Annotated in this window: 17 protein-coding genes and 1 pseudogene; 10 read left to right on the plus strand and 8 right to left on the minus strand. The window is 64.4% G+C overall.

What is annotated here, in order from left to right; genetic code table 11:
• The first annotated feature begins 241 nt into the window (after positions 1-241).
• Positions 242-1,012 (plus strand): hypothetical protein, encoded by a 771-nt coding sequence (locus C167_RS0103995; RefSeq protein ID WP_017516971.1) that lies wholly within the window; start codon positions 242-244, stop codon positions 1,010-1,012.
• A 48-nt stretch (positions 1,013-1,060) separates the two neighbouring features.
• A complete protein-coding gene (locus tag C167_RS0104000; protein ID WP_017516972.1) occupies positions 1,061-1,723 on the plus strand; it encodes a glutathione S-transferase family protein in 663 nt (220 codons plus the stop codon).
• Positions 1,724-1,895: 172 nt separating this feature from the next.
• Here C167_RS0104000 and C167_RS0104005 read toward each other — a convergent pair whose 3' ends face one another.
• A complete protein-coding gene (locus tag C167_RS0104005; protein ID WP_017516973.1) occupies positions 1,896-2,378 on the minus strand; it encodes a GAF domain-containing protein in 483 nt (160 codons plus the stop codon).
• Positions 2,375-3,271, minus strand: a complete 897-nt coding sequence (locus C167_RS0104010; RefSeq protein WP_017516974.1) for an ATP-binding protein — start codon at positions 3,269-3,271, stop codon at positions 2,375-2,377. The genes C167_RS0104005 and C167_RS0104010 overlap by 4 nt, the downstream gene beginning before the upstream one ends.
• Before the next feature lie 108 nt (positions 3,272-3,379).
• Here C167_RS0104010 and C167_RS0104015 point away from each other — a divergent pair, with 108 nt between their 5' ends.
• On the plus strand, positions 3,380-5,761 hold the full coding sequence (locus C167_RS0104015; RefSeq protein WP_026078794.1) for an ATP-binding protein: 2,382 nt from the start codon (positions 3,380-3,382) through the stop codon (positions 5,759-5,761).
• Between the two features lies 1 nt (position 5,762).
• Here the strand turns inward: C167_RS0104015 and C167_RS0104020 are convergent, their stop codons facing one another.
• From C167_RS0104020 to msrB, 3 genes are all read right to left on the minus strand, one after another.
• Positions 5,763-6,233, minus strand: coding sequence for a MarR family winged helix-turn-helix transcriptional regulator (locus tag C167_RS0104020; RefSeq protein WP_017516976.1), 471 nt, complete (start codon positions 6,231-6,233; stop codon positions 5,763-5,765).
• Positions 6,233-6,715 (minus strand): glutathione peroxidase, encoded by a 483-nt coding sequence (locus tag C167_RS0104025; RefSeq protein WP_017516977.1) that lies wholly within the window; start codon positions 6,713-6,715, stop codon positions 6,233-6,235. Before C167_RS0104025 ends, C167_RS0104020 begins: the two co-directional genes overlap by 1 nt.
• Positions 6,716-6,961: 246 nt before the next feature.
• On the minus strand, positions 6,962-7,357 hold the full coding sequence (msrB, locus tag C167_RS0104030; protein ID WP_017516978.1) for a peptide-methionine (R)-S-oxide reductase MsrB: 396 nt from the start codon (positions 7,355-7,357) through the stop codon (positions 6,962-6,964).
• Between the two features lie 291 nt (positions 7,358-7,648).
• On the opposite strand from msrB, the gene C167_RS0104035 reads away from it, so the two are divergent.
• The 3 genes from C167_RS0104035 to htpX all read left to right on the plus strand — a co-directional run bounded on the left by C167_RS0104035 (position 7,649) and on the right by htpX (position 10,377).
• On the plus strand, positions 7,649-8,860 hold the full coding sequence (locus tag C167_RS0104035) for a pyridoxal phosphate-dependent aminotransferase (RefSeq protein WP_017516979.1): 1,212 nt from the start codon (positions 7,649-7,651) through the stop codon (positions 8,858-8,860).
• Positions 8,861-8,888: 28 nt separating this feature from the next.
• Positions 8,889-9,329, plus strand: coding sequence for a hypothetical protein (locus C167_RS0104040; RefSeq protein ID WP_017516980.1), 441 nt, complete (start codon positions 8,889-8,891; stop codon positions 9,327-9,329).
• Positions 9,330-9,501: 172 nt separating this feature from the next.
• A complete protein-coding gene (gene htpX / locus C167_RS0104045; protein ID WP_017516981.1) occupies positions 9,502-10,377 on the plus strand; it encodes a protease HtpX in 876 nt (291 codons plus the stop codon).
• Between the two features lie 56 nt (positions 10,378-10,433).
• On the opposite strand, the gene C167_RS0104050 is transcribed toward htpX, so the two are convergent.
• A complete protein-coding gene (locus tag C167_RS0104050; protein WP_017516982.1) occupies positions 10,434-11,090 on the minus strand; it encodes a thiopurine S-methyltransferase in 657 nt (218 codons plus the stop codon).
• A gap of 470 nt (positions 11,091-11,560) precedes the next feature.
• On the opposite strand from C167_RS0104050, the gene C167_RS0104065 reads away from it, so the two are divergent.
• Positions 11,561-12,331, plus strand: a complete 771-nt coding sequence (locus tag C167_RS0104065) for a DODA-type extradiol aromatic ring-opening family dioxygenase (protein WP_017516985.1) — start codon at positions 11,561-11,563, stop codon at positions 12,329-12,331.
• A gap of 121 nt (positions 12,332-12,452) precedes the next feature.
• Here C167_RS0104065 and C167_RS0104070 read toward each other — a convergent pair.
• A pseudogene (locus C167_RS0104070) lies at positions 12,453-14,176 on the minus strand (DEAD/DEAH box helicase).
• Between the two features lie 303 nt (positions 14,177-14,479).
• Between C167_RS0104070 and C167_RS0104075 the strand changes: the two are divergent.
• The 3 genes from C167_RS0104075 to C167_RS0104085 all read left to right on the plus strand — a co-directional run bounded on the left by C167_RS0104075 (position 14,480) and on the right by C167_RS0104085 (position 18,805).
• Complete coding sequence (locus C167_RS0104075; protein WP_017516987.1) at positions 14,480-15,271, plus strand: crotonase/enoyl-CoA hydratase family protein; 792 nt, start codon at positions 14,480-14,482, stop codon at positions 15,269-15,271.
• Between the two features lie 258 nt (positions 15,272-15,529).
• On the plus strand, positions 15,530-17,050 hold the full coding sequence (locus C167_RS0104080) for a collagen-like triple helix repeat-containing protein (protein WP_017516988.1): 1,521 nt from the start codon (positions 15,530-15,532) through the stop codon (positions 17,048-17,050).
• 87 nt (positions 17,051-17,137) lie between these two features.
• Positions 17,138-18,805 (plus strand): ShlB/FhaC/HecB family hemolysin secretion/activation protein, encoded by a 1,668-nt coding sequence (locus C167_RS0104085; protein ID WP_017516989.1) that lies wholly within the window; start codon positions 17,138-17,140, stop codon positions 18,803-18,805.
• Between the two features lie 19 nt (positions 18,806-18,824).
• On the opposite strand, the gene C167_RS0104090 is transcribed toward C167_RS0104085, so the two are convergent.
• A complete protein-coding gene (locus C167_RS0104090; RefSeq protein WP_017516990.1) occupies positions 18,825-19,586 on the minus strand; it encodes a spermidine synthase in 762 nt (253 codons plus the stop codon).
• Positions 19,587-19,694 lie beyond the last annotated feature (108 nt).

Here is a 19,694-nt window from a genome sequence, read left to right on the forward strand (position 1 = left end):
TCCTAGGCCACTAGACGAAGGGGACGCGGCCCGGAACTTAACATCTTTCCGACTTCGTCGCTCCGGCATTCCTGCGTTTCGCGTCGAAGTGGCGCGCATTCTAGGGAGGCTTTGGAGGGTCGTCAACCCTTCAAAGAAATTTTTTTTAAATCAAAGACTTCTGAGTAAAAACTGAGCTTCCGCTATCAGCGGTATCACTAAGACATTACACTCGCGGAAAAAGCATCCGGAGCACTCCACGGTGTCGCCAATCGTCATTACGGTCCTGGTTCTCGTCGGTATCGCCCTGCTGGTCGCCATCGGCTACATCAATCACCTGGTGGAGAACCGCAAGCTTGAGCAGGCTCGTCTGAAGGCCGATCTGTCAGATCGCTGCCGGCGCTGCGCCGATGTCTCCGAGTCCCTGCCCGGCCAGTTCATGTCGCCGGCGCTGAAGTTGCTGCTCAGCGGCTTCGAGCTGAAGCTCGGCGAACGCCTGCTCGCGGTCGACAAGCAGAACGCTGCGCTGAGGCAGCGCCTGGAAGAGCTGCGCGGCCTGGTTGCCAAGGGAGACAGCATCCCGGTGAAGAATGCGCCGCAGCCGATCCTCACCGAAGCCAAGGCCAAGGACGTGCGCTTCCTTTTCGAAGCGCTGCACGCCCAGCTCACCCGCTGCGCCCAGGACAACATGCTGCCGCAGGCCGAAGCGAAGAAGTGGGTGAAGGAAATCCGCCATCTGCTCACCCTCCTTCATATAGAGTTCTTCGGCAACCTGGGCCAGCAAGCGCTGCAGCAGGGCCAGCCCCGGCAGGCACGCCTGGCTTTCGAGCGCGGCGCGCAGTACCTGCATAAGCAACCGGAAATCGGCCGCTACCAGGCGCAGCTCAAGCACATGGAAGCCCAACTGGCCCATGCCAACGCCCTGGTGCTGGAAACCTCCCAGCCCGTACCGGACGAACCCAGCGAACTGGGCGACGGCCTCAAGGCACTGGACGAAGACGATATCTGGAAGAAGAAGAACCTTTACGACTGATCCATCGTCGAACCAAAACCCCGGCCACCTTTGCCCCAGGAGCCTTGCATGAGCCTCGTCGTCTTCGGCGCCCCGCTGTCCCCCTTCGTTCGCAAGGTCCGCCTGTTCGCGGCCGAGAAAGGCTTCGACTACCAGCTGGAGAACGTCAACCCGTTCAACCAGCCCGACTGGTACCGCGAACTGAACCCGCTGCGCCGCGTGCCGGCGATCCGCGACGGCGATTTCACCCTCGCCGACTCCAGCGTCATCTGCCACTACCTGGAAGACCGCGACCCGCAACGCGCCCCGCTGTGCGGCACGGGCGCCGAATCCCGCGCGCGGATCAACTGGCTGGAAAAATACGCCGACTATGAGCTGGCCCCGCTGACCACCTTCACCGTATTCCGCAATCGTCTGCTCAAACCGCTGATGGGCAAGGTCTGCGATGAAGTGGCCGTAAAAGGCGCGATGCAGGAAAAGCTTCCGGAGCACTTCGATTACCTGGAGAAGTGCCTGGGCGAACAGCAGTGGTTCGTCGACGACCGCTTCAGCCTCGCCGACATCGCCATGGCCTGCCAGCTGGTGAACCTGCGTCACGGCGGGGAAGCGCTGGATGCCCAGCGCTGGCCGAGGCTGGCTGCGCATTTCGAGCGCACCCTGGCCCGCCCTGCCCTGGCGGAGATCGTCCAGGGCGAATTGCAGATCATCGCCAAGATCATGGCCAAGCGCTGAGCAGATCCCGCGCCAGCAGCCGACGGCGTTATCCGCTCCTGCTGGCACTGCACGGTGTCACCGAGGGAGTAGGAGCGGACTCCGTCCGCGATGGGTTCGCATCGCTCCGGCCACCCGCGCGACCACATGAAAAAGTCCCGCCGAGGCGGGGCTTTTGCTTACCCGGACACCCTCAGCAGTCGGACAGACGCAGGAATATCTCCGCCAGCCGCTCGATACCGGCCTGGTCCTCTTCGCTGAAACGGCCAACCTTCGGGCTGTCCAGGTCCAGCACGCCGATCAGGCGGCCGTCCTTCACCAGCGGCACCACCAGTTCGCTGTTGGAGGCGCTGTCGCAGGCAATGTGGCCCGGGAAGGCATGCACATCTTCCACACGCTGGGTTTCACGGGTTCGCGCCGCTGCGCCGCACACGCCCTTGCTGAAGGGAATGCGCACGCAGGCGACCTTGCCCTGGAAGGGGCCGAGCACCAGTTCTTCATCGCGGTTCAGGTAGAAACCGGCCCAATTCAGGTCCGCCAGCTCGTTGAACAGGAACGCGGAAAACTGCGAGGCATTGGCGATGAAGTCGCGCTCGTCGGCGAACAGCGACTCCGCCTGGGCGGCCAGCAGCGCATAGCCGTCAAGGCCGGCGCCGGCCTGTTGCAGATCGATCATGGGGTTTCTCCTTCCAGCAATTGTCGGCCCACCCAGTAGCGGGCGAATTGATAGGCACAACGGCCATTACGGTTGCCGCGCCCAAGCGCCCAGCGGATGGCTTCCTTCTCCAGTTCCTCGTTCCAGGCCCAGGCGCTGAGCCCGGACTTCTGCGCGAGCGCCTCGACCCAGTGGCGCACCACGCTGAGGAAATGCTCCTGAGTGAAGGGATAGAAGGACAGCCACAGGCCGAAGCGGTCGGACAGGGCGATCTTGTCTTCGACGGCCTCGTTGGGGTGCAACTCGCCGTCGACCATCTTCCAGTTCTCGTTGTCGCTCTGCTTTTCCGACACCAGATGGCGGCGATTGGACGTGGCATACAGCAGCACGTTGTCCGGCGCCTGTTCCAGCGAGCCGTCGAGTACGCTTTTGAGGACGCGGAAATCGCCCTCGCCCGCGTCGAACGACAAGTCATCGCAGAACAGCACGAAGCGTTGCGGCAGGCCCTGGATCTGCTCGACCACACGCGGCAGGTCGGCCAGGTGGTCGCGCTCGATCTCGATCAGACGCAGCCCCTCCCCGGCCAGCTCCGCCAACAGCGCGCGCACCAGAGAGGACTTGCCGGTGCCGCGGGCGCCCCATAGCAAAGCGTGATTGGCCGGCTGGCCGACCACGAACTGGCGGGTATTGCGCTCCAGTTGCTCGCGCTGTCGATCGACGCCCAGCAGGTCGTCCAGGCGCAGGTCGAGGCTGACCTTCAGCGGCTGCAGGTAGCCGCTGCGGCCGTCATGGTGCCAGCGCGCCGCCAGGCTGTGCTGCCAGTCCACTGTTTCGCGGAGCGCAGGCAGCAAAGGCTCCAGGCGTGCCATCAGCGCTTCGGCGCGCACAAGAAAATCGTTCAGACGGGAATCCACGCGAGTCTCCAGGCTTTTCAGGGGAAAGTCTCCAGGCGCAACACCCAAGCGTCAGGCCTGGGAATTTCTTCGCCTTCGGGCTATCCCGACAGACGGTTCCGATGGGCTATGCTACGCCGCAGGAAAGCTTCTGCGAGGCGACACTCCGCAACCATGGATATTGCGCTCACACATCGCCTCTCGTTCAAGCAGGCCAGCCTGACGGTGCTGGTGGCGTTCATCCTGGGCACCTTGCTGAGCCTCATCCAGGTAGGCGTCGATTATGCCAGCCAGGACGCCTCCATCAACCGCGAAGTGCGCGCCCTGCTGGACGTCAGCCACAATCCGGCCGCACGCATCGCCTACAACATCGACGCCGAACTGGCCCAGGAGCTGGTGGTAGGACTGCTGCGCTCGCCCGCGGTGATCCGCGCCGAGATCATCGACAACGCCAATGTGCCCCTGGCCAGCGCCGACCGGCCTCCGGCAGAAAGCCACCTGCGCGGCCTGAGCGATTTCCTTTTCGGCGAGCAGCGCACCTACGAGGAGCCGCTGTTCGTCGACCACGCCCCCGCCGAATCCCTTGGCGTTCTGCGGCTGGAGATCGACACCTTTGTCTTCGGCAACGACTTCCTGCGCCGCGCCGGGATGACCTTCCTCTCCGGCTTCGTGCGCAGCCTGATGCTCTCGCTGATCCTGCTGGTGCTCTTCTATGCGTTGCTGACCAAGCCGCTGGTGAGCCTGATCGAAGCCCTATCCCGCCATGACCCGCGCTCGCCCTCGCGCTTGCGCCTGCCCTGCCCGCGTGGCCATGAGCGCGACGAGATCGGCGTGCTGGTGGAGGTCACCAATCGCCAGCTCAACCGCATCTCGGTGGAGATGGAACAGCGCCGCGAAGCCGAAGACCGCCTGACCCAGTACCTGGAAGAGCTGGAAAGCATAGTCGCGGCAAGAACGGCCGAACTGAAGGCAGCCAACGCGCGCCTGACCCTGTCCAACCAGGAACTGGAACAGGCGCGACAGACCGCCCTGGCCATGGCCCAGGCGCGCGGCAACTTCCTGGCCAACATGAGCCACGAAATCCGCACGCCGCTCAACGGCCTGCTGGGCATGCTGGGCCTGGCGCTGGACGGCCCGCTGACCGCCGAGCAGCGCCAGCAGCTGTCGATAGCCCACGACTCGGGCAAGGTGCTGGTGGAGCTGCTCAACGACGTGCTCGACCTGTCCAAGTTCGAGGCCGGCCAACTGGAGCTGGAGCAGATTCCCTTCGACCTCGGCACCCTGGTGGAGGACACCGCCAGCCTGCTCTCGCAGAATGCAGGTCCTGCGGTGGAACTCACCTGCCTGATCAGCTCGCAACTGCCGGCACAGCTTTCCGGCGACCCGACGCGGGTGCGCCAGGTGGTCAGCAACCTGCTCTCCAACGCCCTCAAGTTCACCCGCTTCGGCCGCGTGGACGTGCGCGTCGAACCACTGGGCGGTGGAACCCGGGAGCAAGGTGTGCGCATCAGCGTGCGCGACACCGGTATCGGCGTGGCGCCCGAGGCCCTGCAGAAGATTTTCCAACCCTTCACCCAGGCCGATGCCGGTATCGCCCGCCAGTACGGCGGAACCGGGTTGGGCCTGGCGCTCACGCGCAAGCTCTGCGAGGCGATGAAGGGCGAGCTGAGCGTCACCTCCGAGCCAGGCCTGGGCAGCGAGTTCATCGTCACCCTGCCCTTGCGGGCACTGGAGCCGTCACAACCGCTGGCGAAACTGCACGGCAAGCTCATCGTGCAATGTTCTGCCGGCAGCGGCCTGGCCGCACTGCTGCAGAACTGGCTGCCGGAATGGGGCGTGGACTACCAGCGTCTGGACATCGACGAGAGCCTCGCCGGCGTGGAACTGGACGCACTGCTGTCGGATTGCCCGGACTGCCTGGTGGTGCTGCGCCAGAACGTCACCAAGCCGGTGCTGCTGGTGACGGCCTACGGCAACTTCCTCGAACCCGAACTGGCCCAGCGCCTCGCCCCCCTGCGACAACTGGCGCGGCCGTTGTCCCGCGCGGTGCTCTACCAGGCGCTGAAGCAGGCCTTCGAGCATCAGCCGCTGCCCTCATCGAAGACCACTGGCACCCCCTCGCAGGAGCAGTTCTCGGCGCGCGTGCTGCTGGTTGAAGACAACCCCGTCAACCAACTGGTCGCGCGCGGCCTTTTACAGAAGCTGGGTTGTCAGGTAGGCATCGCCATCAACGGCGAAGAGGCGCTGAAACAACTGGACAGCAGCGAATTCGACCTGGTGCTGATGGACTGCAACATGCCAGTGATGGACGGTTACCAGGCTACCCGCGAAATCCGCGAGAGCGGCCGCTGGCCGGACTTGCCGGTGGTTGCCCTGACCGCCAACGCCCTGCCGGAGGAACGCGAGCGCTGCCGCGCCGCCGGCATGGACGACTACCTGGCCAAACCCTTCCACCGCGACGAGCTCGCAGCCATCCTCGAGCGCTGGGCCGGCCCCCAGGCGCGCAGCTGATTCAGACGTCCAGTTTCGACAACTGCGCCAACAGGCTGTCCAGTTGCTCGCGCAGGCCATCGGTGACGCCCAGGTCTATGCCGCTTCGGCACAGTAGTTCCTCACGCAACGGCAGCACCTTCTCGCGCAATGCCATCCCTTCCGCCGTCAACCCCAGGTGTACTTCGCGCTCGTCATGCTGCGCCCGACGGCGCTGCACCAGGCCCAACTGCTGCAGACGCTTGAGCAACGGCGTGAGGGTGCCCGAGTCGAGCATCAGGCGCTCACCGAGCGTCTTCACCGACGGCTGCGGCGGCGGCTCGGCCTGCCACTCCCAGAGCACCAGCATCGCCAGGTACTGCGGGTAGGTCAGGCCAAGCGCCTCGAGCATCGGCCGATAGCCACGGATCACCGCGCGGGACACGGCATACAGGCGGAAGCACAGCTGGTTGTCCAGCTGCAGTTCGGCCGGCAGCGATACAGCGTCTTTCATCACAGCAGCGCTTCGATCTCGGCGGACAGTTGCTCGGGCTTGGTGGTCGGGGCGAAGCGCTTGATCACCTTGCCATCCTGGCCGATGAGAAACTTGGTGAAGTTCCACTTGATGCCCTGGCTGCCCAGCAGGCCGGGGGCGCGCTTCTTCAGTTGCACATAGAGCGGGTGGGCCTCGGCGCCGTTGACGTCGATCTTCTTGAACAGCGGGAAGCTCACGCCGAAATTCAGCTCGCAGAACTGGGTGATCTCCCCTTCGTTGCCCGGCTCCTGCTTGCCGAACTGGTTGCAGGGGAAGCCGAGCACCACCAGGCCCTTGTCCTTGTACTGCCGCCAGAGCTTCTCCAGCCCCTTGTACTGCGGAGTGAAGCCGCACTGGCTGGCGGTGTTCACCACCAGCAGGGCCTTGCCGCCGAAGTCGGCGAGGGTCTTCTGTTCGCCCTTGATGGTGGTCACGGGAATGTTCAGCAGTGCATCGCTCATCGCAGATGGCTCCAGGGAAAGTGGGAAACCCAAGAGTAGTGATCAATTAAATTGCACGCAATTCAATTGATCACGAATCATCCAATGAATGACCTGCTATCAGATCCGCACCGATGCCACTTGTAGGAGCGAGCGTGCTCGCGAACGGCCTTTCTGGGGGCAATGGTGCTGGGCGAGTTCGCGGGCAAGCTCGCTCCTTCGAAGAGCCCCCAAAAAGAAAAGCCCGCCGGATGGCGGGCCTTGGGGTCACTCTTTCGGCACCAGTTTCAACGACGCCGAATTGATGCAGTAACGCAGCCCGGTCGGCCGCGGACCGTCAGGGAAGACATGGCCCAGGTGCGCATCGCACTTGCCGCAGCGTACTTCAATGCGGTGCATGCCGTGACTGAAGTCTTCCAGTTCCTTGACCACCTCGCCGTTCACCGGCTGGAAGTAGCTCGGCCAGCCGCTGCCGGAGTCGTACTTGGCGTCGGAGTCGAACAGCGCGGTGCCACAGCACACGCAGTGGTAGATGCCGGGCGTCTTGGTATCGTGGTATTCGCCGGTGAAGGCACGCTCGGTGCCGCCCAGCCGGCAGATGTGGAACTGCTCGTCGGTGAGTTCGTCACGCCAGGAATCCAGGGGCTTTTCCAGCTTTTCCATCGATCTGCCTCCATTAATGGAAAAAATGCCCGATGCCTCCTTTTCCGGGAATCGGGCCGCACGTATGATGCGCGTGGTTAACGTCATGTTCAGAATCTGCCGCACAGAGACATTCTCGCGATAGAAAAGCCTTAAAAGCTCTAATTTTTCGAGAATTCCACTGTTTTCCTGTCGATTTTCAGGGTCGACGCCAGGGAAAAGCACTTCCGAACCACTCATTTGACGCCAGTCTGTCACCCGCGTTACAGCCTGCCAAGTCGCCGGCCGCGGACAATTTCGGAATCCCAGATCATGCAGGTCACCAAATCGAACAAGCTCGCCAACGTCTGCTACGACATTCGCGGGCCCGTGCTCAAGCACGCCAAACGCCTGGAAGAGGAAGGCCACCGCATCCTCAAGCTGAACATCGGCAACCCGGCGCCGTTCGGTTTCGAGGCGCCGGACGAAATCCTCCAGGACGTCATCCGCAACCTGCCGACCGCCCAGGGCTACAGCGACTCCAAGGGCCTGTTCAGCGCACGCAAGGCGGTGATGCAGTACTACCAGCAGAAGCAGGTGGAAGGCGTTGGCATCGAGGACATCTACCTGGGCAACGGCGTGTCCGAGCTGATCGTCATGGCCCTGCAGGCACTGCTCAACAACGGTGACGAAGTGCTGATCCCGGCGCCCGACTACCCGTTGTGGACCGCTTCGGTCGCCCTTTCCGGCGGCAAGCCGGTGCACTACCTGTGCGACGAGCAGGCCGGCTGGTTCCCCGACGTCGCCGACATGAAGGCGAAGATCACCAGCAACACCAAGGCCCTGGTGCTGATCAACCCGAACAACCCCACCGGCGCGGTGTACTCCCGCGAGGTGCTACTGGACATCGTCGAACTGGCACGCCAGCACAACCTGGTGATCTTCTCCGACGAGATCTACGACAAGATTCTCTACGACGAGGCCCAGCACATCTCCACCGCCTCGCTGGCGCCGGACGTGCTCTGCCTGACCTTCAACGGCCTGTCCAAGTCCTACCGCGTGGCGGGCTTCCGCTCCGGCTGGATCGCCATCTCCGGGCCGAAACACAAGGCCCAGAGCTACATCGAAGGCCTGGATATCCTGGCCAACATGCGCCTGTGCGCCAACGTGCCGAGCCAGCACGCGATCCAGACCGCGCTGGGCGGCTACCAGAGCATCAACGACCTGGTCCTGCCGGGCGGCCGCCTGCTGGAGCAGCGCAACCGCGCCTGGGAACTGCTCAACGACATTCCCGGCGTCAGCTGCGTCAAGCCCATGGGCGCGCTCTACGCCTTCCCGCGCATCGATCCGAAGGTCTGCCCGATCCACAACGATGAGAAGTTCGTCCTCGACCTGCTGCTTTCCGAGAAGTTGCTCATCGTTCAAGGCACCGCTTTCAACTGGCCCTGGCCGGATCACTTCAGGGTGGTTACCCTGCCCCGTCTCGATGACCTGGAACAGGCCATCGGTCGCATCGGCAACTTCCTGAAAAGTTATCGCCAATAAATCATCGCCAGTGAATCCCAGCGCATAAATGGACCTGCAGATCGACGACTTCTACAAGGACTGCGCCTGCGGCCTGCTGATGCTCTACCAGGCCTTCCCGCGCAAGATCGCCCTCTACGTCGAGGACCTGATCGGCCGGGAGGAGCCCGACGAGTTCGGCCTGCCCAGTACCCGCCACCAGAGTTGCCTGGGGGCGCTGCTGTGGCTGGCCGATGAAGGCTACCTGCGCTTCGAGGCAACCATTCGTTATGAAGCGCTGGACCAGGCGGTGCTCAGCGAAAAGGCCTTCATGCGCCTGACCCGCATCGTTCCCCAAGCCGTGCGCGACGGTGAGGAACTGCCACCCAGCGTGCGCCGCGACCAGGCCACGCTGGCCAACCAGCTGCGCGAAGCACTGGCCAGCCGGCACGGGGAACGCATCGCGCGGCTGACCCGTCTACTCTTCGAGAGCGATCTGGGGCGCCCGTAGTTCCGGCAGGCGACACAAGTTGAAATAGTCCCCGAGTTGAATCGCCTGGGGCCCAACCGTATATACCCCGCATACTATTCAGCGATCCCGTGCGCTACTGTGCCCGGCGATCCGGAAAGCCGCGTTCCAAGGCGGTTTTCCCCAATGTCACCGTGAGGAGAAGCTTTACGCCATGATGCGCATCCTGTTGTTCCTGGCCACCAACCTGGCAGTTCTGGTGATCGCCAGCATCACCCTGAAACTGCTCGGCGTGGACCGTTTCACCGGCCAGAATTACGGTAGCCTTCTGATTTTCTGTGCCGTCTTCGGCTTCGCCGGCTCCCTGGTCTCGCTGTTCATCTCCAAGTGGATGGCGAAGATGAGCACCGGAACCGAGATCATCAGCCAGCCGCGCACCCGCCACGAACAGTGGCTGCTGCAGACCGTGGAGGAGCTGTCCCGCGAGGCCGGCATCAAGATGCCGGAAGTGGGTATCTTCCCCGCCTACGAGGCCAACGCCTTCGCCACCGGCTGGAACAAGAACGACGCACTGGTTGCGGTCAGCCAAGGCCTGCTGGAGCGCTTCTCTCCTGAAGAAGTGAAAGCCGTGCTGGCCCACGAGATCGGCCACGTGGCCAACGGCGACATGGTCACCCTGGCACTGATCCAGGGCGTGGTGAACACCTTCGTGATGTTTTTCGCGCGCATCTTCGGCAACTTCGTCGACAAGGTGATCCTGAAGAACGAAGACGGCCCGGGTATCGGCTACTTTGTCGCAACCATCTTCGCCGAGCTGGTCCTGGGCATCCTCGCCAGCATCATCGTCATGTGGTTCTCTCGCAAGCGCGAATACCGTGCGGACGAAGCCGGCGCCCGCCTGGCCAGCACCGGCGCGATGATCGCTGCCCTGCAACGCCTGCGCGCCGAACAGGGTGTGCCGGTGCAGATGCCCGACTCCCTGCAGGCCTTCGGCATCAACGGCAACCTCAAGCATGGCCTCGCCGGCCTGTTCATGAGCCACCCGCCGCTGGAAGACCGTATAGAAGCCCTGCGCGCCGCTGGCCGCTAAGCTTCAAGGCGAAAAAAAGGGCGACCCCTCGGGTCGCCCTTTCTCTTGCCTGCGATTCAGCCGCGACGCAGCCTAAACACCACTTCGTCCAGATGGCTGACGCCGCGCTTGAGGAACTTCGGATTCTCCGCCAGCACATCCAGACGCTCGATCTCTCCCACCTCCCAACCTTCGGCGAAGAGCTCGCGGACCTCGGTGGCCAGCACGGCGAAAGGCGGGCCATCCATCTGCGCCTGCGGATACTCCAGCGTCACCACCAGGCCGCGCACGGAATGCGGCAGGATGCGCTGCAGGTGCGCGGCGTAGTCGGCGCGCAGGTCCGGCGGCAAGGCGATCAGCGCCGCACGGTCATACAACCCACCGCAACCGGCCACCTGCTCGGCCGCGACGTCGAAGAAATCACCCTGGAGAATCTCCAGGCGCTCGTAGCTGTAACGGCGCAGCGCACCCTCTTGGGTAATCTGCGGTACGACACCCAGCTCAGCGAAAAAGTCGACGGCGGCACGTTCGGCCAACTCGACGCCCAGCACGCGATAACCCCACTGCGCCAGCCAGAGCATGTCCAGGCTCTTGCCGCACAGCGGCACCAGCACCTGCGATTCCTCGGGCAAGCCCAGGTTCGGCCAGTGCCGTTGCAGGCCGGGATTCACCGATTGCTGATGGAAACCGATTTCATTGCGCGCCCAGCGCGACTGCCAGAATTCATGCTGCATAGATCACCCAATCAAGCATTTTGCCACGAGCGCAACAGCGGACAGCGCCACCACACACCATAGTGCGCGAGCCGATCTTCTACGCCCTTCTCCGACTTCGAGTATCTTCAAGCGCACCTGACCGTCACGGACACGTTGCACACAGATCTGGGTACCGTCCTCCAGGCAGAGGCAGTCGCCGATCTCGAGCTCCAGGACCTGTTCAACTTGCTGCATAGCCGAATTCGCCATCTACTTCGGAAATTTCCGCAAACTCTAACGTATCGTCCGACGAACATCCCGCCCAAACGCTTTATGGCGACCCGCTCCATGAGTCTGCAACCGAGTTGGCAATTCCGCAGCGAGGCATCTCAAGGGGACATCGCATGAGCGGAGTAATCCAGGAAATAGATCATTACTGTCAAAAACCTATACTGGATTTCGATCTTTAGCCGCGTGAACATAGAGGCATTCGAGTAACGAGGTTCGCCATGCTCCCTGCCCTGTTCATCTCCCACGGCTCACCCATGCTGGCCCTGGACCCCGGCGCCAGCGACGCCCCCTTGAAGCGCCTGGCGCGCGAACTGCCACGCCCTAAGGCCATCCTGGTAGTCTCCGCCCACTGGGAAACCCCCGACCTGCGCGTCACCGCATCGCCCAAGCCGGACACCTGGCACGACTTCTACGGCTTCCCGCCCGAACTCTACGCCGTGCGGTACCCGGCCGCCGGCTCGCTGGAGCTGGCCCGGCGCGTCGTCGAGCTGCTGGCCGAAGATGGCCTGCCCGCCACCCTCGATGCCGAGCGACCGCTGGACCACGGCGCCTGGGTGCCGCTGAGCCTGATGTACCCGGACGCCGATATCCCGGTCGTCCAGCTGTCCCTACCCAGCCGCCTCGGCGCGCCCATGCAGCACCGCATCGGCGCTGCCCTGCGTGCACTGCGCGGGGAAGGCGTGCTGCTGATCGGCTCTGGCAGCATCACTCACAATCTCGGCGAGCTGGACTGGCACGCCGGCCCCGAGGTCATCACGCCCTGGGCCAAGGCGTTTCGCGACTGGATGGTGGAGCGCCTTGAAGCCAACGACGAAACCGCCCTCTTCGACTATCGCCAGCAGGCGCCAAATGCTGTGCGCAACCACCCGCGCGACGAACACCTGCTGCCGCTGTACTTCGCCCGAGGGGCGGGCGGCTCGGCGATGACGGTGGAGCACGCCGGCTTTACCCTCGGCGCGCTGGGGATGGACATCTACCGCTTCGGCTGAGCACTGCTGTAGGAGCGAGCTCGCTCCTACAGAAGAAAGCGGCCAGGTGCCGAAGGGATTTTCCCCGGAAACGAAAAAGCCCCGCCAATGGCGGGGCTTTTTCACGTGCGGGCTCGACGAATCAGTCTTCGCGGTAACGACGCAGGCGCAGGGCCTTGCCAGCGACGCGGGTGTCCTTGAGCTTGGTCAGCAGACGCTCGAGGTTCTCTTCCGGCAGCTCGATCAGGCTGAAGGTCTCGCGGATCTGGATGCGGCCGATAGCCTCGCGGGAGAGGCCACCTTCGTTCAGGATGGCGCCCAGCAGGTTTTTCGCCTGTACGCCGTCACGGGCACCCAGGGCGGTGCGGCAACGGGCCTTGCCTTCCGACGGAGCGGCCATCGGACGGCGCTCGCCGCTGCGCTCCGGACGATCACCGCGCTCGGGACGATCGCCACGTTCGTAACGGTCGCTGCGCTCACGCGGTGCAGCCGGGGTCAGCGGCTGTTCGCGGCGAACCGATTCCAGGTCCAGCGCCTTGCCTTCGGTGAGCTTGGCCAGCAGCACGGCGGCCAGGGTGTCCATATCGGTACCCAGGCGACGGCACAGCTCGTCACGCACGGCGCCGCGGCTGGCAACGGCGTTGGCCAGCAGCGGTTGCAGGCCGGTAGCCAGACGGTTCAGACGCGCCTCGAGCACGGTCTCGGCATCCGGCAGGCGCACTTCGCCGACCTTCTGACCGGTCACACGCTCGATCACCTGCAGCATGCGGCGCTCACGCGGAGTCACCAGCAGCAGGGCGCGGCCCTCACGGCCGGCACGACCGGTACGGCCAATACGGTGTACGTAGGATTCCGGGTCGTAGGGCATGTCCACGTTCAGGACGTGGGTGATGCGCGCCACGTCGAGGCCACGAGCGGCGACGTCGGTGGCAATAACGATGTCCAGCGAGCCGTCCTTCAGGGACTCGATCACGCGCTCACGCTGGGCCTGCGGCATGTCGCCGTTCAGCGCGGCGGCGCGGTAGCCCTGGCGCTCGAGCAGCTCGGCGATGTCCAGGGTGGCCTGCTTGGTGCGGACGAAGCCAATCAGCGCGTCGAACTGCTCGACTTCCAGCAGGCGCAGGATCGAGGCCGCCTTCTGGTCGGCGTGGACCATCAGGTGCACCTGCTCGATGCGGGCGACCGTCTGGGTCTTGGCAGCGATACGGACGTGCTTGGGCTCTTTCAGATGACGTTCGGCGATGCTGCGGATCGAAGCCGGCAGGGTTGCGGAGAACAGTACGCTCTGGCGGCTGGACGGCATCGCTTCGAAGATCACTTCGAGGTCATCCATGAAGCCGAGCTTGAGCATCTCGTCCGCTTCGTCGAGGACCAGGCGCTCGACGGTGGAGAGCAGATTGGCATCGCGACGCAGGTGGTCGCACAGACGGCCCGGGGTCGCGACCAGCACCTGGGCGCCCTGGCGCAGAGCCTTCAGCTGCGGGCCCATGGGCGCGCCGCCGTAGACGGCAACGACACCAACGCCCGGCATCTGCTTGGAATAGGTTTCGCAAGCGGTAGCGACCTGCAGGGCCAGCTCGCGGGTGGGTACCAGAACCAGCACCTGTGGAACGCGGCGCGCCGGATCGATCTTCGACAGCAGCGGCAGCGCGAAGGCGGCAGTCTTGCCAGTGCCGGTCTGGGCCTGGCCGATCATGTCGTGGCCTTCGAGGATCACCGGGATCGACTGGGCCTGGATCGGCGACGGCTCTTCATAACCGACAGCGGCGATGGCAGCGAGAATACTGGGGTGAAGACCGAGCGCGGCGAAGCCGGCGGTTTCCTGGGTCATGGGTTTTGCCTCTAAATGTATCCGCAAAGACCCAAGAGCCGAGCTGCGCATGCCCTGTACGACGATGAAGTCACCCAGGCAGCTGGAAGCGGGGATTTGCGAAATGAAGATTGGAAGAATGCGTCAAGGAAGTCCGCACTGCGGACACATAGACCGAGCGTGAAGCTGCGGAAAAATGCGGGATCCGAAACGAGGCCAGCGTTTGGCCGGCGCGTATCATACCGGAAAATCCTGACCAATGTGTTTCTTTTCGGAACATGGCCGGCGAACGGTCATGGCGTGGACAATGCCGATCTCGCCGGCTATACCCTGCAAGCCACCTGACCGGAGCCCTACCGATGACCGCCAGCAGCGAACCGCGCATCACCGTCGAACGCCAGGACCACGTTCTGCTGCTAGGGCTGAACCGGGTCGAAAAGCGCAACGCCTTCGACCTGGACATGCTCACCCAACTGGTCCAGGCCTTTGGCGACTACGAGCGGGACGATGACCTGCGCTGCGCGCTGGTGTTCGCCCATGGCGAGCACTTCACCGCCGGCCTGGACCTGGCCAACATCGGCGAGACCTTCCGCACCGGCTGGACCATGCCGGAAGGCTCGGCCGACCCGTGGGGCACCTTCGGCGGCCGGCGCCTGACCAAACCGTTGCTGGTGGCCGCGCAAGGCTACTGCTTCACCCTGGGCATCGAGCTGATGCTGGCCGCCGACATCAACCTGTGCGCCAGCAACGCGCGCTTCGCCCAACTCGAAGTGCAGCGCGGCATCTTCCCCTTTGGCGGCGCCACCCTGCGCATGCACCAGGTGGCCGGCTGGGGCAACGCAATGCGCTGGTTGCTCACCGGCGACCCGTTCGATGCCCACGAGGCCTACCGCATCGGCCTGGTGCAGGAAGTCACCGCGCCGGAAGAGCTGATGCCTCGCGCGCTCTGGCTGGCACAGCGGGTCGCCGCCCAGGCGCCGCTGGGTATCCGTGCCACCCTCGCCTCGGCGCGCCGCAGCCTCGATGAAGGCGAGGAAGCGGCGGCCAGGCTGCTGCCGGCGATGGCCAGCGAACTGCTGTCCACCGAGGATGCGCAAGAGGGTTTGAGCGCCATGCTCGAGCGCCGCGAAGGGCGATTCCAAGGCAAATGAAACACTGCGCAGAACGGTAAACGGAACCATCGTGCGAAAAGCGCTATATCCAAGGTATTAAAAATGCTGGCAAAACGACTTTAATTATTTAGTTTTTCCTTATAAATCAAATAGTTAAATTTAACAAAACGACTATATACAAGTTCCAATTACGCGCCTGGAAACAAACCTCTAGAACTGACTCCAGAGCAGCTCAGCGACTCGCCGGAATACCGACCGGGCAGCCCGCTGACTGACGTTCTCATGGAGGAATTTCTTATGTCTGGCCCGATCCGCGTGTTCGCTCTTTCCCTTCTCGTCGTCGCACTGTCGCTGCAAGGTTGCAGCAGTCACGGCGGCAGCAGTCACCACCGTGCTTCCGACAGCACCACCGACGACGGCTCCGGCTCCGGTGGCGACGGCAGCGGTGGAAGCGGCGGTACTGGTGGCGATGGTTCCGGCGGTGGCACCGACGGCACCGGAGGCACCGGCGGAACCGGCGGAACCGGTGGGACTGGCGGAACCGGTGGCACAGGCGGTGGCGACAACGGCGGTGGAGACGGCGGCGGCACCACTACTCCGCCGCCCGCCAGCACGACCGGCAACATCCTGACCAATACCGGCGAAGCAGTCTCCAATGTCGGCGATACGGTGGGCACCGTGGGCGCAGTGGTGAAAACAATCGATCTGCCGGTGCTGGGCGACGGCGTTACGCAGAACGCCGGCACCCTGATCCAGGAAGTTGGCGCGGGCGTGGACAGCGTCGGCACCGGCGTCACCGATGGACTCGGCCAACTGGGTAACAACCCCAACGCCCTTGGCACTACCGTCGCCGGAGCCACCGGCCTGGTCAGCCACACCGGCGGCGCAGTGAGCAGCCTGGGCGACACCGTGGCCTCCATCGGCGATGCGCCGGTACTGGCCAACACCCCGCTCAACAGCCTGACCGGCCAGGTCGGCGGCCTGGTCGATGGCGCCGGCAGCAAGATCACCATGCTCGGCGATTCGCTCACCGGCGCGGTCACGACCGGCCCGCTGAGCCAACTGACCACCCAGCTCAGCGGCACCACCGCAGGCCTGGTCGGCAAGGTCGAAGGCACCACCCGGAGCATCGGCTCCGTCACCGGCCTGGGGACTCCGGTGAACAACCTGTTGACCACCGTCGGCGGCGTTGTGACCCAGACAGGCAACCAGGTGACCAGCCAGAATCCGGCGCTGGCACCGGTCGGCGGAATCGTCAGCAATACAGGTCAGGCAGTCAGCGCCGCCGGCGGCTTGGTCAATGGCAGCAATCCGGGCGGTGGGCTGCTCGGCAACGTCACAGGCGCCCAGGGCGGCGCTACCGGCGGCAGTAATCCGGTGGGCGGAGTGGTCAGCGGCGTGACCGGCGCAGTGGGCGGCATCACCGGTTCCCTGGGCGGTGCCACCGGCGGCAGCAACCCGGTGGGTGGCCTGGTCGGCGGCGTGACTGGCGCGGTGGGCGGCATAACAGGCTCCCTGGGCGGCGCCACTGGCGGCAGCAATCCAGTGGGTGGACTGGTCAACGGCGTGGCCGGCACCCTTGGCGGCGTGACCGGCAGCCTCACCGGTGGCGGCGGCCTGGTTGCCGGGGCAGGCGTGGGCGTGGGCAGCAGCACCCAGGGTTCGGGCGTAGCAGTCGGTGCCGGCGCCGGTACGACTGGCGGGACCAGCGGTCAGGGAGGCCTGCTGGGCAATACGCTGGGCGCCGTGGGTGGCGCGCTGGGTGGTGTGACCGGCGGACTGGGCGGTGGATTGGCGATCGGTACGCCCAAGCAATAATCCGATTTACGCCCATACTGTAGTAACCAGGAGCCGCCCACGGCTCCTGGTCTTTTAATAAGAAGATCGGTCTCATGGAGGAGCCAGATGCGCAGACTCGCTGTCCTTCCCCTGTTGTTGGCTGCACCCTTCGCCTGGGCCGAGCGCCCGATACAGCTTCCCGGCTCCGATATCGAACAGACCCTTCCCCGCCCCAACCTGCCTGGCGGCGACATCCGTCCCAGCGCCCCCAAGGTCACCACCCCCGATCCCTCCGCTGCCCAACCCGTGCAGATCCTCCAGCAGCGCATCCGCATCAAGCGCATCGAGCTGGCCGGCGGCAAGCATTACCCCGTCGAGACCTGGAAACCGCTGCTGGAACCACTGACCAAGCGCACCATCCAGGTCAGCGAGCTGGTCGCAGCGGCCAAGGCCATCACCCAACGCTACCAGGACGATGGCTACTTCATCTCCTTCGCCTACGTACCCAACCAGGACTTCCGCAGCGGCGTCGCGCGGATCGTACTGGTCGAGGGGCACATCAGCCAGGTTCGCGCTGCGGGCGACCTGGGCGTGCACCAGATGCGCGTGGACCGCTGGATCGAGAAGCTGAAAGCGGAAAAACCCCTGACCCGCGAAAGCTTCGAACGCTTCAGCGTGCTGATGAGCCGGGTGCCCGGCATGCAGATGGCCATGGCGCTCAATCCGCCCACCACCAGCGACGGTGGCGCCGTGCTGGAGCTGGCGGGCAAGCAGAAGCGCTTCGACACCGGCATGAACCTAGACTCCCGCCGTGGCGAGCAGCGCGGGCTGTTCAACGCCGAGGTGATGTCGATGCTCGGCTGGGGCGAGCAACTGCAGTTCAGCTACCTCTACCCGCCGGGCGACGACCACGAGTACTACCGCGCCTGGAACTACAGCCAGCTCCTGGGTGACAACGGCCTGCAACTGCTCGCCGGCTACAGCAAGTACAACTCGCGCCCCGGCGAGAACCTGCGCCTGGCCAGCGGCCTGGAGTTCGAGCGCAAGCGGCAGAACGAGCGGGTCAGCGCCGGCCTGGGCGTCCCGCTGGTGCTTCGTCGCGACCTGACCTGGGACCTCAACCTGCGTGGCTACACGGTCAACGACACCAGCACCTACGACCTGGTCTACCCGGCCATCCCCTTCCGCATCGAACAGAAGAGCAAGCTGCGCGTGGTGGGGATCGAAACCGTCGTCCAGCAGTTCGCCAAGCAACGCGTGCGCGCCGGCAGCGTGGCGGTTTACCAGGGGCTCAACGGCATGGGCGCGGAAGCGCCGGAGCCGATCAAGAAGAACTTCACCCGCCTTCTCGGCTATGGCGCGCAACAGGACCAGTTCGGCTCTAACTGGCAGGGCGTGGTGACCGCTGCCTTCCAGTGGAGCGATGACGTGCTGCCCGACTCCGAGCAGGTCACCTATGGCGGCGGCAACTTCGGCCGCGGCTATCCGGACGACCAGGCCAGCGGCGACAAGGGCTGGGGAGCCTCCTACGAAGTGAACTACTCCTTCCTGCGGCAGAGCGTGGTGCTCAACCAGATCCAGCCCTATTTCGTCGTCGACACCGCTCGCACCCGCTACAACCAGGACGGCCTGAGCGAAGGCAAGCTCGGCTCGGCGGCACTGGGCGTGCGTTTCTCCAACCGCAAGCACTACCTGGTGTCGATGGAAGTCGCCAAGCCCTTCGGCGACCGCGCACTGGACAACAACGAACGCAGCCCGCGGCTGAACTTCGCCTTCAGCTATCAGATCCCCTGAGGGTTGCCCCTACATCGAGTCACTGTGCCGGGCGCAGTGACTCGATGTAGGGGCGCAACGAGTAGCCCAGCGTGGGCTCGAGCTGGCCGACGCGTTTCTTCAGGCCGCGCAGGTTCAGCTCCTGGTCCAGCTCCGCGGGCACCAAGACGATCACATTGCCCTCAGGCACCGGGCATTCCCAGTAATGCCGATGGAAGCGTCCGCGCAGCAACGCGGCGCCCAGCGGGCGGCCATCGTCGGTGCTCCACTGGTTGATCACCAGCCAGCCACCGGGACGCAGGCGCTCGCGGCAGGTACCGAGGAAATCCCAGGCGATATGCGCCGGCGCGGGACCCGTGTCGGTGTAGAGATCGAGGAAAATCAGGTCCGCCGGCTCGCACTCCGCCAGTTCCTGCACCGCGTCGCCGATGCGCAGGTCCAGGCGCTCGTCCTCCACCAACCCCAGGTACTCGCGGGCCAGGCGGGGGATGGACGGGCGCAGCTCGATCGCCTCCACCTCATCCAGCGGCAGGTATTTCAGGCAGGCCTGGGTCAGGCTGCCCGCGCCGAAGCCGAGGAACAATGCACGGCGCGGGCGCGGATGGCACAACGCGCCGACCAGCATGGCGCGCGAGTAGTCGTACTCCAGCCAGCTCGGATCGCCCATCAGCACGCAGCTCTGCTCGACCTCGTCGCCGAACTCCAGGTAGCGGAAGGCGCCGCTTTCCACGACACGGATCACGCCGAATTCATCGCGCTCCTCGACGATGAGCAATTCTTCGCTCAGCAGCTCCTCGCTCATGTCCGGCACCGGGCAAAATCGGCCGTGACAATGCGGTCCGCCGGGTGCGGCGAACGGCACGGTTTGCCATTGAAATACAGGGGCTCGCGCACACAATAATCCTTCGAA

Source organism: Pseudomonas nitroreducens TX1, from assembly GCF_000313755.1.
In the GTDB taxonomy this organism is placed as follows: Bacteria; Pseudomonadota; Gammaproteobacteria; order Pseudomonadales; family Pseudomonadaceae; genus Pseudomonas; species Pseudomonas nitroreducens_A.